A 16,638-nucleotide genomic window follows, 5' to 3' on the forward strand; every position below is an offset into this window, starting at 1 on the left:
GGATTCCGCCTACGGCCCCTCCCAATATCTGCTTATGCTTCGCTCGTGTTCGATTCACGGCACATACGGACATTCCATGAAGTGGTCGCAGCGGGCTCGTACTCGGCGGCCGCCCGCGTCCTGGGCTACACCCAGCCGGCGATCACCCAGCAGATGAAGGCGCTCGAACGCGCCGTCGGCACCCCGCTGTTCACCCGGGTCGGCCGCCGTATGAAGCTCACCGAGGCCGGTGAGTCGCTGGCCCGGCACGCCGAGTCCATCCTCGGCAGCCTCTCCGCCGCCGAGGCCCAGCTGAAGGCGTACACGCGGCTGCGCACCGGGCGCGTACGGGTCTGCGGATTCCCCAGCGCCAATGTCACGCTCGTCCCGGAAGCCCTCAGCGGCCTGGCCAAGGATCACCCCGGAGTCCAGGTCGAGCTGCTGGAGGGCGAGCCCCCGGAGTCCCTGCGCAGGCTCCAGCGCGGCGAGTGCGACATCACCCTCGCCTTCACCTACCCGGGTCTGCACGAGGAGATCCCGGAGGAAGTCGCCGAGGTCAGACTGCTGGAGGACCAGCTCACGGTGCTGCTGCCGACCGGCCATCCGCTGGCCCGGCGGCGGGCCGTGCACCTCGCCGACCTCGCCGAGGAGCGGTGGATCGCGGGTTGTCCGCGCTGCCGGGCCAACCTGCTGCACGAGTGCGCGGAACTGGGCTTCGTACCCGACATCCGCTTCGCGACCGACGACAACCTGGTGGTGCAGAGCCTGGTCGCGCAGGGTCTGGGCGTGGCGATGATGCCCGCGCTGGTGCTGCCCTCGCTCTCCCTGAGCCGGGTCTGCGGGCGGGTGCTGGAGCCCGCCGCCCGCCGCCACATCGCCGCGTACGTCTACCGGGACCATCTGCGGATCCCGGCGACGGCGGTGGTGCTGGACGAGCTGAAGAAGGTCGCGTCGAACCGCGTCGGCTGCTGATCCGACGACTCCAGGGATCCTCCATCCATAAGCGCCGCTTGGGATTTCAGGTCACAACTGTCGTTGGACGTGATGGATGCGCCGACCGACGCTGCTTGTATGACCACCACCACGCCGGCCCGTACGACCACGAGGATGGCCGCCCTCGTCACCGAGATCCGCAGCGTCGTGGACCGGGGCCTGGCCCCCGACCTGACCTCCTACCTGGTCGGCGAACGGCTCGCCCCGCACCTGGGCACGGCCGACCTGCTGACCGCGGAGCAGCAGGAGGGCGACCCGGAGCACTACCGGCAGCACATCCTGCACGCGGAGCCCGACGGCAGCTTCTCGGTCGTGGCCCTGGTCTGGATGCCCGGCCAGGAGACCTGCATCCACGACCACGTCTCGTGGTGCGTGGCCGGCGTGCACCAGGGCGAGGAGAGCGAGCGCCGCTACCGGCTCGCCCCGGGCCCTGACGCCGCCCGTCTGGTGGCCACCGAGGACGTGGTCAACGCCCAGGGCGAGGTCTGCGGTTTCGCGCCGCCGGGAGACATCCACAAGGTGCGCAACTCCTGTACCGGCAAGGCGATATCGATCCACGTCTACGGGGCCGACGTCTCCCGCCTGGGCAGCAGCATCCGCCGCGTCTACACGCTCCCCGTCGACTGATGGCCCTCCTCCACCGCCCCCAGGGCGAGGCGGTCCTCCATGTTTCACGTGAAACACCCACCCCCTGGCCCGGGTTGGGGATGGCTGCCGCCGGCGCGCTGGTGGCATGGGGCGTGCACCGGCTGGTGCCCGGCGTGCCGATGCTGACCGCCTCGGTGGTGCTCGGGATCGCCGTGGCCCACCTTCCGGGCGTACGGACCGTCGTACGCGGACCGGCCCGTCCGGGCCTGTCGCTGGCCGGGCGGCGGCTGATGCGGATCGGCATCGTCCTGCTGGGCCTCGGCCTCGGGCTGGACCAGGTGCTCCGCCTCGGCTGGGCGACGGTGGCGATGGTGTGCGCCGTGGTCGCGGCCACCTTCTTCGGCACGGTCTGGCTGGGCCGCCGCCTCGGCCTCCCGGGGGACCAGCCCCTGCTGATCGCCACCGGGTACTCGATCTGCGGGGCCTCGGCCATCGGCGCGGTGAGCGAGGTCTCCGGCAGCGACGAGGAGGACGTGGCCGCCTCGGTGGCGCTGGTCACCCTGTGCGGGACCCTGGCCATCGCGGTACTCCCGCTCCTCCAGGACCCGTTGGGGCTCTCTGATCCGGCCTTCGGGCGGTGGGTGGGGGCGAGCGTCCACGACGTGGGCCAGGTGGTGGCGACGGCCCAGACCGCGGGCCCCGGGGCGCTGGGCGAGGCGGTGCTGGTCAAGCTGATGCGGGTGGCCCTGCTGGCCCCCTTGGTGGCGGCGGTGGCCTTCTCGATGCGGGCCCGGCGGCGCGGCGTACGCACCTCCTCGGGGCGGCGTCCGGCTCCGGTGCCGCTGTTCGTCGCTGGGTTCCTGGCGGCGGCCGCCCTGCGCGCCACCGGCCTGCTGCCCGGCGTCGTGCTGGACTGGGGGCACACGGCGCAGGAAGCCCTGCTGGCGGCTGCCCTGTTCGGGCTGGGCAGTGCGGTCCACCTGCCGACCCTGGCCCGCACCGGCGGGCGCGCCGCACTGCTCGGGCTCGGCGCCTGGGTGGTGGTGGCCGGGGTCTCCTACGCGGGCGTCCTCGTGACCACATGACGGTGGGACCCAAGGCGAGTTGGCCATTTCCTGGCCGGAACCGACCGAACGTCCGGACTGCCCCCTGACATCTCCGGGCCCCCGTGCGACTCTGCCCCCGCAAGCCGAACAGCCGATCCGCACCGACAGCTCTTCACCCCCACCCCTGCCCGGGTCTCTCCGGCACGGGCACGGCAGAAGGAGTCCTGCGTGAATCGTCATCGCACGGCGGTATCCGTCCTCCTGGCCGCGGGCGCCCTGCTCGCGGGAGCCCTGACGGCGGCCTCCCCTTCGGCGGCGGCCGAGTCGCCCTCCTCGTTCCGGCCCGGGCAGACCCCCGGCTTCTGGACCGCGGAGCGGATGCGCCAGGCCACCCCGCTCGACCTGGAGGCGACCCCGGGCGGCGCGCGTACGGCGCCCGCGAAGACGGCCCTGCCCACCCGGGTGCCCCCGACCTCCCCCACGTCCGTCATGGCGTTCCCGCAGGCGGGCGGCGCCTGGTCGGGCGGCGGGGCCGTGGTGAGGACCTCGGGCCGGGTGTTCTTCACCTTCCAGGGCCGCACGGCCTCCTGCTCGGGCGACTCCGTCACCAGCCAGAACGGCAGCACCGTCATCACGGCCGGCCACTGCGTGAAGTACCAGGGCGCCTGGCACACCAACTGGATCTTCGTGCCGGCGTACGACAACGGCAACGCCCCCCACGGCCAGTGGTCGGCGGTCAAGACCTTCGCCACCGACCAGTGGGCGGCGAGCGAGGACATGAACATGGACGTGGGGCTCGCCGTCGTCGCCCCGCTGAACGGCCAGAAGCTCAGCCAGGTCGTCGGCGCCCAGGGCATCCTGTTCAACGGCGGCTACAACAAGCGGATGTACTCCTTCGGCTTCCCCGCGGCAGCTCCTTACGACGGCACCAAGCTCGTCTACTGCAGCGCCAACACGGGCAAGGACTTCCTGCTGACCAAGGACCACAGCATGGCCTGCAACATGACGGGCGGCTCCAGCGGCGGCCCCTGGTTCCAGGACTTCAACGAGTCCACGGGACTCGGTACCCAGGTCTCGGTGAACAGCTTCGGCTACAACTTCCTGCCCAACACGATGTTCGGCCCCTACTTCGGCAACGAGGCCAAGGCGGCCTACGACAAGGCCCAGACCTCCTGACCCGGCCGACCGAAACTCCAACCCCACCCACCCCGACATCCCGGTACTCTGTACCGGCCAGGTGGGTTGCCCGAGCGGCCTAAGGGAACGGTCTTGAAAACCGTCGTGGCGCGAGTCACCGTGGGTTCAAATCCCACACCCACCGCCACACCTCAGCGCATGCGCTGACCAGAAGGGGCGCCCCGATTCCGGGGCGCCCCTTCTTCGTGGGTTCGGGCCGGCGGCCCGTTGGCACCGGGGCCGGGGAGAGGGGTCCTGGGCCTTTCGAGTGGTGTTTGTCGGAAGATCGGCGCGCGTTGAGAGGGCTGTGCGGTTGCGGTCGCATCATGACGAATGTATGCAGATCCGCCCGTCGGAACATCGCGAAATGAGGGGCCCGTCATGACCCACCGCAGCATCACCTCGATCTGGACCACCGTCCTGGCCGCGCTCGTGGCGCTCCTGGCCGCCCTCGGTCTCGGTGGGAAGGCGGCCCCGGTGGCCGCGGGTGAGGCGGTTGCCGCCCCGGTGGCTCCCGCGGTGCGTCGGCGGCCGGCCGTGGTGGCGCGGCGGACCTGGCGGGCGGTGATGCGGGGCGGTTCGCTCCCGCCGACGATCAAGCAGCGGATCCGGGCCGAGGCCCACGGCAAGGCCCCGTCCGTCCGGCGCTCGACCACCGCCGCGGCCCTCGCCCCCGATGCGGCCTTCGCCCTCAGCGCGCCCCTCGCCCCTGCTGCGGCCTTCGCCGCCGAGTCCCGCGCCCCCGGCGCGGATCAGGACCGGCTCGCCCTCGCCGCTTAGCGGGACCCCGAGCAGGGGCCGTAGGGGCAGCAGGGCAGCAGGGCAGTAGGGCAGTAGCGGCAGCAGCAGGAACGGCAGGATGCGGCGCAGGCGCGCCGCGCAGTGCCCCCGGGGATGGGGCACAGGGGGTCGCACCGGCGTTCGTGCGGGGCGTGCAGGGGGCGTGAAGCTTGGTACGGCAGGGCCGCAGGGCCGGGAGACGGCGGGGTTCCCGGACGGCGCGGCCCCTTTCGGCATGTCCGGGGCGGGCCGGTTTGGCGGAACGATTCGCCTCTTGCGCGCGTAAGACTTCGCGCGATGCGGGTGCGCCGCGTGGGGCGGCAGGGGCGTGAACAGGGTTTATCCGCAGTTGGTCATGCTTGCGGGGGAATAGCAGGCTGCGGGGTGGTTCGCCGGGGATTCGGTGGGCAACTCTGGTCTCGCGACGTCGTCAGCAGCACGAACGTCCGAGGCGGTCGGCCAACTGCCTTGGATTACACCCGACTTCGGTTTCCTGGAGGAAAATCAGACATGGCAAGCATCCGTACCGCCCGCGTCATCGCCGCCATCGCCTCGCTCCCCCTCGCCGTCGCCGTCTTCGGCGGGGTGGCCACGGCCGACAACGGCTCCTTCGCGAACGACGGATCGAATGCGAGCGTCGCGAGCATCGTCGGCAGCGGTGTGGGCGGAGGCAACAGCGGCAACTCCTCCACCTCGCAGCAGGTGGCCACCGGCTCCGGAGCGTCGAACCAGAACAACACCGCGCAGGTCAACGGCTCCGCGTACACGGCGATCCACCAGGCCAACTCCAACGCCGCGGTGAACTTCTTCCCCTGGTGGTAGACGGCGCCCCCGGAGCCGCTTGACCGTTGAGGGCGCCCGTACGACCGGACCGGCTGGGGTCCGGTAGTACGGGCGCCCTTCCGCGTGTCGGGCGCCCGCCCTTCCGACCTTGACATCCACAGTGAATCTGACGGACAGTCAGTTTCACTCGTCCGATGTGATGCCGGGAGGCCAGCGCCGTGCACCTCGCCCCGTCCGAAGGCCAGGCGCGACTGCGCGCCGAACTGCGCGAGTACTTCCGGAACCTGCTCCCCGACGGGGTCCCCCAGGGCCCGGCCGCCCAGCGCGCACTGCTGCGCCGGATCGGCACCGACGGCCTGCTCGGCCTCGGCTGGCCCGTCGAGTACGGCGGCCAGGGCCGGGGCCCCGACGACCAGTTCGTCTTCTTCGACGAGGCCTACCGGGCCGGCGCCCCCGTCTCCATGGTCACCCTCAACACCGTCGGCCCCACCCTCATGAAGTACGGCACCCAGCGGCAGAAGGACCACTTCCTGCCCCGGATCCTCCGCGGCGAGATCGTCTTCGCCATCGGCTACTCGGAGCCCGAGGCCGGTACCGACCTGGCCTCGCTGCGCACCAGGGCCGTCCGCGACGGCGGGGACTGGGTGATCGACGGACAGAAGATCTTCACCTCGAACGCCCAGAACGCCGACTGGATCTGGCTGGCCTGCCGCACCGACCCGCAGGCCCCCAAGCACAAGGGCATATCGATCATCCTGGTGCCCACCGACAGCCCCGGCTTCGCCTGGACCCCGATCGACACCGTCGGCGGCCTCACCACCACCGCGACGTACTACGACGCCATCCGGGTCCCCGAGGGCAACCTCGTCGGCCCCGAACACGGCGGCTGGGGCCTGATCACCAACCAGCTCAACCACGAACGCGTCGCCCTCGCCGCCATCGGCATGCAGGCCGAGGACTTCTACGAGCGCGCCCTGCGCCACGCCCGCACCCCCGACCCCGTCACCGGCGAGCGCCCGGCCGACCAGCCGTGGGTGCGCTCCCGGCTCGCCGAGGCCCACGCCCGGCTGGCCGCCGTACGCCTCCTCAACTGGCGCCTCGTCCAGGACGTGGGAGCGGACACCCTGGCCCCCGGCGACGCCAGCGGGGTGAAGTTCCTCGGCACCGAGTCCACCGTCGAGGTCTACCGGATCTGCCAGGAAGCGGTGGGCGAGGCGGCCCTCGTACGCGGTCCGGACGCCTTCGCCGGCGGTGAGCTGGAGCGGATGAACCGGGCGGCCCAGATCAACACCTTCGGCGGCGGGGTCAGCGAGGTCCAACGGGAGATCGTCGCCATGATGCGGCTCGGAATGAAGGGGAGGAAGCGATGACCGCCGGGGAGAGCGACCCGTTCCACGAGAGGCTCAAGGCCTTCGAGGGGCGGCCCGCCGCCACCGCGGGCCGGGCCAAGGACGCGGTCAACGAGCCGATGATCCGCCACTGGTGCGAGGCGATGGGCGACACCAACCCCGCCTACACCGGACCGGACGCCATCGCCCCGCCCACCATGCTCCAGGCCTGGACGATGGGCGGCCTCTCCGGCCACACCGACCGTTCCTCCGCCTACGACGAGCTGTTCGAGCTCCTCGACGGCGCGGGCTGCACCTCCGTGGTCGCCACCGACTGCGAGCAGGAGTACCTGCGGCCGCTGCGCCCCGGCGACCGGGTGAGCTTCGACGCCGTGATCGAGTCGGTCTCGCCGCGCAAGACGACCAAGCTGGGCACCGGGCACTTCGTCACGACCCGCATGGACGTCCGGGCGAACGGCGAACTCGCCGGAACCCACCGCTTCCGCATCCTGAAGTACGCTCCCGCCGCCCGGCCCGAGAGCCGTCCCCCGGCCCCGCCCCGCCCCCGCCCGGTGATCAACCGCGACAACCAGGGCTTCTGGGACGGGGTCCGCGAGCACAGACTGCTGATCCAGCGCTGCACGGCCTGCGCGACCCCGCGCTTCCCCTGGCTGCCCGGCTGCAACGCCTGCTCCTCCCCCGACTGGGACACCGTCGAGGCGAGCGGCGCCGGCACGGTCTTCTCGTACGTCGTCATGCACCACCCGCCCTTCCCCGCCTTCACGGCGCACGAGCGTCCCGCCGCCCCGGGGGGTCCCTACGCCGTGGCCCTGGTCGAGCTGGCCGAGGGCGTACGGATCATCAGCAACATCACCGGAGTCCCCTACGACAAGGTCCGCATCGGCATGCCCGTCCGGCTGGAGTTCCTGCGCGTCGACGACACCCTCGAACTCCCCGTCTTCCGAGGGGAGGCGGGCTGACATGGACTTCCGCCCCACTGAGGAACAGGCCGCCGCGGCCGGTCTCGCCGCGAGGATCTTCCGCGACCTGGCCACCCACGAACGGCTCGCCGCCGCCGGAACCGGCAGTGACGCCGAGCTCTGGAAGGCCCTGACCTCCGCCGGGCTGACCGCCGCCGTCGAGGACGTCGGCCTGCTCGGCCTGGTCCTGCTGCTGGAGGAGCAGGGCCGCACCACCGCGCAGGTCCCGTACGCCGCCACCTGCGCGTACGGCGTCCTGCCGGTGGCCGCGCACGGCAGCCCCGAGCAACGCGCCCGACTGCTGCCCGCCCTCGGCTCCGGCGAGGCCGTGGCCACCGGCGCCTTCCCCGAGCGCGGCCGGTTCACCGCCACGCCCGACGGCCGCCTCACCGGCACCGCCCCCGCCGTGCCCTGGCTGCGCGACGCCACGCACGTCCTGGTCCCCGACACAGGCCGCGCCCTGTGGCTCGTACGGACGGACGCGCCCGGGGCCGGCGTCCGGCCGGTGGAGACCACCGCACCCTGGGCGGCGGGGAGCCTCACCCTGGACGGGGCGCGGGCGGAGCGGCTCGGCGGCCCGGACGCCCACGACCAGGTGCTCGGCGCCGCCCGCACCGCCTTCGCCGGACTCCAGGCGGGGGTCTGCGCGGGATCGCTGGCCCGGGCCGTGGAGTACACCTCCACCCGCGAGCAGTTCGGCCGTCCGCTGTCCACGAACCAGGGCGTCATGCTCCGCGCGGCCGACGCCTACATGGACACGGAGGCGATCCGGGTCACCGCGTACGAGGCGGCCTGGCGCGTCGACGAGGGCCTCCCGGCCCGCGACCATGCGCTCACGGCGGCCTGGTGGGCCTCCGAGGCCGGCAAGCGGGTCGTCCACGCGGGCCAGCACCTGCACGGCGGGATGGGCGCCGACCTGGACCACCCCGTCCACCGGCACTTCCTGTGGGGACGCCAGCTGGACGCCTACCTGGGCTGCGGCAGCGAGCTGCTGGCCGAGCTGGGAGCCCTCATATCCGAGGGGGAAGAAGAGGGGGAACACGCATGAACGTCGGCGACGCGCTGCCGCCGCTGGAGATCCCGGTCACCCGCACCCTGATCGTGGCGGGGGCGATCGCCTCCCGCGACTACCAGGACGTGCACCACGACGCGGAGCTCGCCCGCGCGAAGGGCTCCCCGGACGTCTTCATGAACATCCTGACCACCAACGGCCTGGTCGGCCGCTACATCACCGACCACCTGGGCCCCCGCGCGGTCCTGCGCAAGGTCGCGATCCGCCTCGGCGCCCCGAACTACCCGGGCGACACGATGACCCTCACGGGGACGGTCACCGCCGTCGACGGGGACACCGCCGAGATCAGGGTCGTCGGAGCCAATCGCATCGGCCACCACGTCACGGGCACCGTGACCGTCACCCTGGGGGCCGCCGCATGAGCGTCCACACCCGCGACGGCCTCGGCGGCCGGGCCGCCATCGTCGGCATCGGCGCGACCGAGTTCTCCAAGGACTCCGGCCGCAGCGAGCTGAAGCTCGCCGTCGAGGCCGTGCACGCCGCCCTCGACGACGCCGGACTCAGCCCCGCCGACGTCGACGGCATGGTCACCTTCACCATGGACACCAGCCCCGAGATCACCGTGGCCCAGGCGGCCGGCATCGGGGAGCTGTCCTTCTTCTCCCGCATCCACTACGGCGGCGGCGCGGCCTGCGCCACCGTCCAGCAGGCCGCTCTCGCCGTCGCCACCGGGGTGGCCGAGGTCGTGGTCTGCTACCGGGCCTTCAACGAACGCTCCGGCCGCCGGTTCGGCTCCGGAGTCCAGCAGCGCGAACCCTCCGCGGAGGGCGCCGCCCTCGGCTGGTCCCTGCCCTGGGGCCTGCTCACGCCCGCGTCCTGGGTGGCCATGGCCGCCCAGCGCTACCTGCACACCTACAACCTGACCCCCGAGGCCTTCGGCCACGTCGCCGTCACCGGCCGGAAGTACGCCGCGAACAACCCCGCCGCGTACTTCCACGGCAAGCCCGTCACCCTCGCCGACCACGCCGCCTCGCGCTGGATCGTCGAGCCGCTGCGGCTGCTGGACTGCTGCCAGGAGACCGACGGCGGCCAGGCCCTCGTCGTCACCACGGCCGAGCGGGCCCGGGACCTGCGGCAGAAGCCCGCCGTGATCACCGCTGCCGCGCAGGGCGCCGGCCGCCGTCAGGAGGCGATGACCTCCTTCTACCGGGACGACCTCACCGGACTGCCGGAGATGGACGTGGTCGCCCGCCAGCTGTGGCGCACGAGCGGCCTGCGGCCCTCGGACATCGGCGTGGGCATCCTCTACGACCACTTCACCCCCTACGTCCTCATGCAACTGGAGGCGTTCGGCTTCTGCGGCCCGGGGGAGGCCGCGGACTTCACGGCGGCCGGCGCGCTCCCCCTCAACACCCACGGGGGCCAGCTGGGGGAGGCCTACCTGCACGGCATGAACGGCATCGCCGAAGCCGTCCGCCAGGTGCGCGGCACTTCCGTCAACCAGCTTCCGGGGGCGGAACACGTCCTGGTCACGGCCGGTACGGGGGTGCCGACCTCCGGCCTGGTCCTGGGGGCCGGGCTCTGACCCCGGTCCCAGTCGCCGGCCGCGTCCTCCACCTTCAGGAGGTGCGGCGCGGCCCGGCCGTACAACCTGAGAGGGATCCGGCTCCAGCACCTGGGGCCGATCCCAGAAGGGCGCGCCGCTTCTAGCGTGGAGCCATGACCACGCCAGTGTGCACGCTCGCCTCGAACCCGACGCAGTACCCGTCGTTCTCGGCGTACGTGCGGACCCGTGGCACCGTCCTCCTGCGCACCGCGCGCTCCCTGACCGCCAACCCCTGTGACGCCGAGGACCTGCTCCAGACGGCCCTGGCGAAGACCTACGTCGCCTGGGACCGGATCGAGGACCACCGGGCCCTCGACGGCTACGTCCGGCGGGCCCTGGTCAACACCCGCACCTCCCAGTGGCGCAAGCGCAAGGTCGACGAGTTCGTCTGCGACGAGATCCCGGAGAGCGAGACCCCGGCGGGAACGGACCCCGCGGAAGCTCAGGCGCTGCGCGACGCGATGTGGCGCGCGGTCACCCGGCTGCCCGACCGGCAGCGGGCCATGGTCGTCCTGCGCTACTACGAGGACATGAGCGAGGCGCAGACCGCCGAGCTGCTCGGAGTCTCGGTCGGCACGGTCAAGAGCGCCGTTTCCCGGGCGCTGGTCAAGCTGCGCGAGGACCCCGAGCTCACCCCGGTGCGCTGAACGGCGGCCGGTAGCCGCTCCGGTGGCGGCCGACGTGTTTCACGTGAAACATCGGCCATGGAACGGCTCCGGACAGTGATTGGCCAGCCTGTTTGTACTCCCGGGTAGTGACATGCCGACCGGTACGTGCGCAGAATCGGCAGCATCCGACAGCCGCCGCAGCGCCGCAGCGCTCACCGGGAGGACGCTTTGCTGAGCACGATGCAGGATGTACCGCTGCTGATCTCGCGGATCTTGGCCCACGGGTCGACGATTCACGGGAAGTCCCAGGTCACCACCTGGACCGGCGAGGCCGAGCCGCATCGGCGCAGCTTCGCCGAGATCGGCGTCCGCAGCGCGCAGCTCGCACACGCGCTGCGCGACGAGCTCGGGGTCCAGCCGGACGAGCGTGTCGCGACCCTCATGTGGAACAACTCCGAGCACGTCGAGGCGTACTTCGCCATCCCGTCCATGGGCGCGGTCCTGCACACGCTCAACCTGCGGCTGCCCCCCGAGCAGCTGGTCTTCATCGTCAACCATGCCGCGGACCGGGTAGTGCTGGTGAACGGCACCCTGCTGCCGCTGCTGGCGCCGCTGCTGCCGCACCTGAAGACGGTCGAGCACGTCGTGGTCGTGGGCATCGGCGACCGCTCCGTCCTCGACGGCCTGGGTATCCGGGTCCACGAGTACGAGGAGCTCCTCGCAGGCCGTCCCGAGCGCTACGACTGGCCCGAGCTGGACGAGCGCCAGGCCGCGGCCATGTGCTACACCTCCGGCACCACCGGGGACCCCAAGGGCGTCGTCTACTCCCACCGCTCGATCTACCTGCACTCCATGCAGGTCAACATGACCGAGTCGATGGGCCTCACCGACCATGACACGAGCCTGGTCGTGGTGCCCCAGTTCCATGTGAACGCCTGGGGCCTGCCGCACGCCACCTTCATGACCGGCATCAACATGCTGATGCCGGACCGCTTCCTCCAGCCGGCCCCGCTCGCCGAGATGATCGAGCAGGAGAAGCCCACACACGCCGCGGCCGTCCCCACCATCTGGCAGGGACTGCTCGCCGAGGTCACCGCGAAGCCGCGCGACCTGACCTCGATGAAGCAGGTCACCATCGGCGGCGCGGCCTGCCCGCCCTCCCTGATGGAGGCCTACGACAAGCTCGGCGTCCGCCTCTGCCACGCGTGGGGCATGACGGAGACCTCCCCGCTGGGCACCATGGCCCACCCCCCGGCGGGGCTGACCGCCCAGGAGGAGTGGCCGTACCGGGTCACGCAGGGCCGCTTCCCGGCAGGCGTCGAGGCCCGCCTCATCGGCCCCGCCGGCGACGTCCTGCCCTGGGACGGGGAGTCGGCGGGCGAGCTGGAGGTCCGCGGCAACTGGATCGCCGCCTCCTACTACAACGGCGTGTCCGGCGAAGCCCTGCGCCCGGAGGACAAGTTCAGCGCGGACGGCTGGCTCAAGACCGGGGACGTCGGCGTGATCAGCTCCGACGGCTTCCTCACCCTCACCGACCGGGCCAAGGACGTCATCAAGTCCGGCGGCGAGTGGATTTCGAGCGTGGACCTGGAGAACGCCCTGATGGCCCACCCCGAGGTGGCCGAAGCGGCGGTGGTCGCCGTCCCGGACGAGAAGTGGGGCGAACGCCCCCTGGCCACGGTCGTGCTCAAGGAGGGCGCCACGGTGGACTACGAGGGCCTGCGCGCCTTCCTCGGCCAGTCCATCGCCAAGTGGCAGCTCCCGGAGCGCTGGACGGTCGTCCAGGCCGTGCCGAAGACCAGCGTCGGCAAGTTCGACAAGAAGGTGATCCGCAAGCAGTACGCGGACGGCGACCTGGACGTCACCACCCTCGCGTAGGGCCCGCGGACGTCAGCCGCGCGTGAGCCATGACCGCAGCAGCCTGCTGACGGCGGGCATGGCCACGTAGGTCATCAGGGTGCTGAAGACGACCGCGAAGGCGGCCGTCCGCACCACGAAGTGCAGGTCCACCAGGTACGGCCCGAGCAGCGCGTTGCCCGCGAGCGAGATCGGGAAGATGGCCAGCCCCGAGCTGATCACCATCTTCCAGCGCGGCGGCGCGGGCCGGGTCGTACCCGGCTTGGCGAACCAGGTCTCCATCCCGTGCAGTTCGCGCCGGGCTATCTCGGTGTGGTGGTGGCCCAGGCAGTTCGAGAACCACTGGGCCCGCTCGGGGGAGTCCTGCCAGTGCTGGAAGGCCGCCTGGTCGCGGAAGCGGTGCACCAGGAACCACGGGCCGCCCTCGGTGGCAGGCCGGAACAGCCCGTATCCGAGGTGCCCGGGGAAGGCGGCGGCCGTCTCCAGGATCCCGTGGGCCCAGGCCTCGAACGTCTCCTCGTGGCCTGGCTCCACCTGCCGGGCGATGAGGAGGTTGACCTCCCCGTTGTCGGCGGGAACGGTGTGCTCGGACGTGTCGGTGATGGCCATGGGGCCCAGGATCGCTAGTTGGTCCCGATCTTGGCCAGCAAGTCCACGATGCGGCCCTGCACATCGGCCGTGGTGGCCCGCTCGGCGAGGAACAGCACGCTCTCGCCCGAGGCCAGCCGCGGCAGGTCGGCGGGAGCGATCCCGGCAGTCGTGTAGACGACCAGCGGAGTGCGGTTCAGCAGCCCGTTCGCGCGCAGCCAGTCCACGATCCCGGCCCGTCGGCGACGGACCTGCATCAGGTCCATGACCACCAGGTTGGGTCGCATCCGGCTGGCCAGCTCCACGGCGTCGGTGTCCGCGCCCGCGCGAGCGACCTGCAGGCCGCGCCGTTCCAGCGCGGCGGTCAGCGCAATGGCGATCTCGTCGTGCTCCTCGATCAGCAGGACCCGGGACGGGTGCTGCTCGCTGTCGCGCGCCGCGAGCGCCTTGAGCAGTACGGCCGGATCGGCACCGTACGCCGCCTCGCGCGTGGCGTGCCCCAGCCCGGCCGTCACCAGTACGGGAACCTCGGCGGCCACCGCGGCCTGGCGCAGGGCCTGCAAGGCGGTCCGGGTGATCGGCCCGGTCAGCGGATCGACGAACAGCGCGGCGGGGAACGCCGCGATCTGCGCGTCCACCTCCTCGCGCGAGTGCACGATCACGGGGCGGTAGCCGCGGTCGCTCAGCGCCTGCTGCGTCTGAGCGTCCGGCGCCGGCCACACCAGGAGCCGGCGCGGGTTGTCCAGCGGCTCCGGCGGCAGCTCGTCGTCCACGGGCTGCGGTACGGGCCGGCTGACCACCTCGACCGCTCCCCCGGGACCGTCCAGCGGCTCCGGACCCTCGGCCGCGCCCGCCTCGGGGGCCCCTATGGCGAAGGCCCGCCCCTGGGGCGCGGGTTCGGCGAGCCGACGGCGCCGGCCGGAACCGGAACCCTCCGCGCCCGCGGCGCCCGGGTCCACGGCGATGCCCTGGCCCAGGGTGCCCAGAGCGCGCACGCTGATCGGCTGCCCCGCACCCACCGGGGCCTCACCGGGCCGGCGGGCACCGGGGACGGAGGGCTGCCCGGGGGTCTCGTTGTCCTCGGGAGCGGTACGGGCGGCGGGCACCGGCCAAGCGGGGGTGGCGGGCAGCGCACGCCGCCGCCCGGTCGGGAGCGCGGGCTCCGCACCGTCCGCCGGATGCGGCGGCTCGGGGTCCGCGGGCGCGCCGAGCACCCGCCGGCCACGGCGGCCGCCCGGGCCCTCGGGGTCGGACTCGGCGGAACCGGAACCCGCGGCGGGCCCGGCCGGCAGGGCGAAGCCGCCCTCGGGGGCGACGGGCCGCGGCGCGGCGGGCGCCGGGAGCCCGGCCGCCGGCACCGGGCCGGCGGGCTGCGCAGCCGCCCCGGCCGGCCCCAGCGCCCTGCGGCGGCCCGCCGGGTGCTCGGTCACCGGAACCGGGGGCACCGACGGTACGGGCGGCAGCGCGGGCATGGCGGTGCCCTGCGGCGGCACGGGCCGGTCGTGCGGGGCGTCGTCACCGTCGCGGCCCCGCCGGCGCCCGGTACCCAGCCCCGCCGGGTTCACCGGGGACTGGGCCAGCTCCGCCGGACCGGACACGACGGCCTGCGCGGGGGCATCGCCCTCCGCCCGGCGGCGCCCCGACGGCAGCGCCAGCGCGCCCCCGCCCTCGCGCGCCTCGGGGCCCTTCGGCCCGGCGGCCTCGTCCTCCAGGAAGGCGTCCACCCCGCGGCGGCCCCGCCGGCCGCCGGAGACCGTCGCGGGGGCGGCCTCGGGCTCCGGCGCGGGCTGCTCCTCGGGCTCCGGCAGGGTCACCGTCCCGGCGCCCGAACCCAGCGGCAGCTCCAGCACGTACGCCCCGCCCGGCGCACCGGGTACCTCCACCGTCTGCAGGACACCGCCGTGCGCGGTGACGATGCCCCGCACGATCGGCTCGTGCACCGGGTCGCCGCCCTCGTACGGGCCGCGCACCTCGATCCGTACGACATCGCCCCGCTGGGCCGCGGCCACGACGACGGTGGAGTCGCCGTACCCGCTGCCCTGGGCGGTCTTGCCGGTGGCGTCCACTCCGGCGACGTCCGCGATCAGGTGCGCGAGGGCGGCCGCGATCCGTCCCTCGTCCACCTCGGCCTCGATCGTCGGGGCGTGGACGGCGAACTGCACCCGCCCGGGGCCGACCAGATCGACCGCGCCGTCGACACCCGCCGCGACGACCGTGTTGATCAGGACGTTCTTCTTCTTGAGCTTGTCGCTGCCCGCGTCCAGGCGCTGGTACTCCAGCACGTTGTCCACGAGGGTCGTCATCCGCGAGTAGCCGGCGGCGAGATGGTGCAGCAGCTGGTTGGCCTCGGGCCACAGCTGGCCCCCGTCGTCGGCTGCCAGCGTGGCCAGCTCCCCGCGCAGCTCCTCCAGCGGGCCGCGCAGGGAATCCCCGAGGACGGCCAGCAGCTGGGCGTGGCGCGCGGCGAGGGCGTCGTACTGGCGCCGGTCGGTGAAGGTCATCACCGCGCCGACGAGCAGCTCCCCGTCCCGTACGGGCGAGGTGGTCAGGTCGACGGCGACGGCCTGACCGGCCTTGTTCCACAGCACCTGGCCGCGGACCCGGTGCTTGCGCCCGCTGCGCAGGGTGTCGGCGAGCGGGGACTCGTCGAAGGGGAAGGGCGAGCCGTCGGCGCGCGAGTGCTGGATCAGCCCGTGCAGCTCGCGGTTGCCGAGATCGGTGGCGCGGTACCCGAGGATCTGCGCGGCGGCCGGATTGACGAGGACGACGCGGCCCTCGGTGTCCGTGCCCACGACGCCCTCGGCGGCGGCGCGCAGGATCATCTCGGTCTGCCGCTGGGAGCGGGCCAGCTCGGCCTCGGTGTCCACGGTCTCGGAGAGGTCCCGCACGACGAGCATCAGCAGTTCGTCGCCGGTGTACGGCTGGGGCTCGCGGTAGGCGTCACGGCCGTCGAGGTGGGCGCTGGTGACCTCGACGGGGAACTCGCTGCCGTCGGTGCGGCGCGCGGTCATCCGCTTCGGCCGGGAGCGGCCCTCCTCGCGGTCGCCGGGACGGCGCATCGAGCCGGGGATCTGCTTGGAGTCGAACTCCGGCAGGAGGTCGAGCACCCCGCGGCCGACGAGCCCGGTACCGGGGCTCTCCATGACTTCGAGGGCGATCGAATTGGCGTTGACGACCGTGCCGTTGGCGTTGACGAGCAACAGCGCGTCCGGGAGCGCGTCGAGTATTGCTGCGAGGCGAGCAGCGCCTCGGGATGGCCTGCTGCTCACGACGAGCTTCCTCCCTGACCACGACTACCGGCATGTCACGGGAGG

15 protein-coding genes and 1 tRNA gene are annotated in these 16,638 nt (G+C 72.8%); 14 read left to right on the forward strand and 2 right to left on the reverse strand.

Annotated features, from left to right (window positions below):
- Positions 1 to 45: 45 nt before the first annotated feature.
- From ACZ518_RS17870 to ACZ518_RS17935, 14 genes are all read left to right on the forward strand, one after another.
- Positions 46 to 951, forward strand: a complete 906-nt coding sequence (locus tag ACZ518_RS17870) for a LysR family transcriptional regulator (RefSeq protein WP_469113955.1) — start codon at positions 46 to 48, stop codon at positions 949 to 951.
- A gap of 99 nt (positions 952 to 1,050) precedes the next feature.
- Positions 1,051 to 1,599: a cysteine dioxygenase family protein gene (locus ACZ518_RS17875; RefSeq protein ID WP_469113956.1), complete on the forward strand. Its 549-nt coding sequence runs from the start codon at positions 1,051 to 1,053 to the stop codon at positions 1,597 to 1,599.
- Positions 1,599 to 2,645: a YeiH family protein gene (locus ACZ518_RS17880; RefSeq protein WP_469113957.1), complete on the forward strand. Its 1,047-nt coding sequence runs from the start codon at positions 1,599 to 1,601 to the stop codon at positions 2,643 to 2,645. The genes ACZ518_RS17875 and ACZ518_RS17880 overlap by 1 nt, the downstream gene beginning before the upstream one ends.
- A 189-nt stretch (positions 2,646 to 2,834) precedes the next feature.
- Entirely contained in the window at positions 2,835 to 3,782 is a 948-nt protein-coding gene (locus ACZ518_RS17885) for a trypsin-like serine peptidase (protein ID WP_469113958.1), read from the forward strand.
- A 60-nt stretch (positions 3,783 to 3,842) separates the two neighbouring features.
- Positions 3,843 to 3,930 (forward strand) — tRNA-Ser (locus ACZ518_RS17890).
- 233 nt (positions 3,931 to 4,163) lie between these two features.
- Positions 4,164 to 4,562 (forward strand): DUF6344 domain-containing protein, encoded by a 399-nt coding sequence (locus ACZ518_RS17895; RefSeq protein ID WP_469113959.1) that lies wholly within the window; start codon positions 4,164 to 4,166, stop codon positions 4,560 to 4,562.
- Positions 4,563 to 5,072: 510 nt separating this feature from the next.
- Positions 5,073 to 5,384, forward strand: a complete 312-nt coding sequence (locus ACZ518_RS17900; RefSeq protein WP_469113960.1) for a hypothetical protein — start codon at positions 5,073 to 5,075, stop codon at positions 5,382 to 5,384.
- A gap of 179 nt (positions 5,385 to 5,563) precedes the next feature.
- Positions 5,564 to 6,715 carry an acyl-CoA dehydrogenase family protein gene (locus ACZ518_RS17905; RefSeq protein WP_469113961.1) on the forward strand — a complete coding sequence of 384 codons (1,152 nt, stop codon included), beginning with the start codon at positions 5,564 to 5,566 and terminating at the stop codon, positions 6,713 to 6,715.
- Positions 6,712 to 7,653, forward strand: coding sequence for a bifunctional MaoC family dehydratase N-terminal/OB-fold nucleic acid binding domain-containing protein (locus ACZ518_RS17910; RefSeq protein ID WP_469113962.1), 942 nt, complete (start codon positions 6,712 to 6,714; stop codon positions 7,651 to 7,653). Before ACZ518_RS17905 ends, ACZ518_RS17910 begins: the two co-directional genes overlap by 4 nt.
- A gap of 1 nt (position 7,654) precedes the next feature.
- Positions 7,655 to 8,701 carry an acyl-CoA dehydrogenase family protein gene (locus ACZ518_RS17915; protein WP_469113963.1) on the forward strand — a complete coding sequence of 349 codons (1,047 nt, stop codon included), beginning with the start codon at positions 7,655 to 7,657 and terminating at the stop codon, positions 8,699 to 8,701.
- A complete protein-coding gene (locus tag ACZ518_RS17920; RefSeq protein ID WP_385760762.1) occupies positions 8,698 to 9,087 on the forward strand; it encodes a MaoC family dehydratase in 390 nt (129 codons plus the stop codon). Before ACZ518_RS17915 ends, ACZ518_RS17920 begins: the two co-directional genes overlap by 4 nt.
- Positions 9,084 to 10,250 carry a lipid-transfer protein gene (locus tag ACZ518_RS17925; protein ID WP_469113964.1) on the forward strand — a complete coding sequence of 389 codons (1,167 nt, stop codon included), beginning with the start codon at positions 9,084 to 9,086 and terminating at the stop codon, positions 10,248 to 10,250. The genes ACZ518_RS17920 and ACZ518_RS17925 overlap by 4 nt, the downstream gene beginning before the upstream one ends.
- A gap of 134 nt (positions 10,251 to 10,384) precedes the next feature.
- Positions 10,385 to 10,918, forward strand: a complete 534-nt coding sequence (locus ACZ518_RS17930; RefSeq protein ID WP_469113965.1) for a SigE family RNA polymerase sigma factor — start codon at positions 10,385 to 10,387, stop codon at positions 10,916 to 10,918.
- 189 nt (positions 10,919 to 11,107) lie between these two features.
- Positions 11,108 to 12,757, forward strand: a complete 1,650-nt coding sequence (locus tag ACZ518_RS17935; RefSeq protein ID WP_469113966.1) for a long-chain fatty acid--CoA ligase — start codon at positions 11,108 to 11,110, stop codon at positions 12,755 to 12,757.
- A gap of 12 nt (positions 12,758 to 12,769) precedes the next feature.
- On the opposite strand, the gene ACZ518_RS17940 is transcribed toward ACZ518_RS17935, so the two are convergent.
- Together ACZ518_RS17940 and ACZ518_RS17945 are read right to left on the reverse strand one after the other, a co-directional pair.
- The gene (locus ACZ518_RS17940) at positions 12,770 to 13,345 is read right to left on the reverse strand and encodes an antibiotic biosynthesis monooxygenase (RefSeq protein ID WP_469113967.1); all 576 of its coding nucleotides are present in this window, start codon (positions 13,343 to 13,345) and stop codon (positions 12,770 to 12,772) included.
- A 14-nt stretch (positions 13,346 to 13,359) separates the two neighbouring features.
- Complete coding sequence (locus ACZ518_RS17945; protein WP_469113968.1) at positions 13,360 to 16,593, reverse strand: PAS domain-containing protein; 3,234 nt, start codon at positions 16,591 to 16,593, stop codon at positions 13,360 to 13,362.
- Positions 16,594 to 16,638: the final 45 nt, after the last annotated feature.

The organism is Streptomyces sp. NPDC033966 (genome assembly GCF_055575955.1).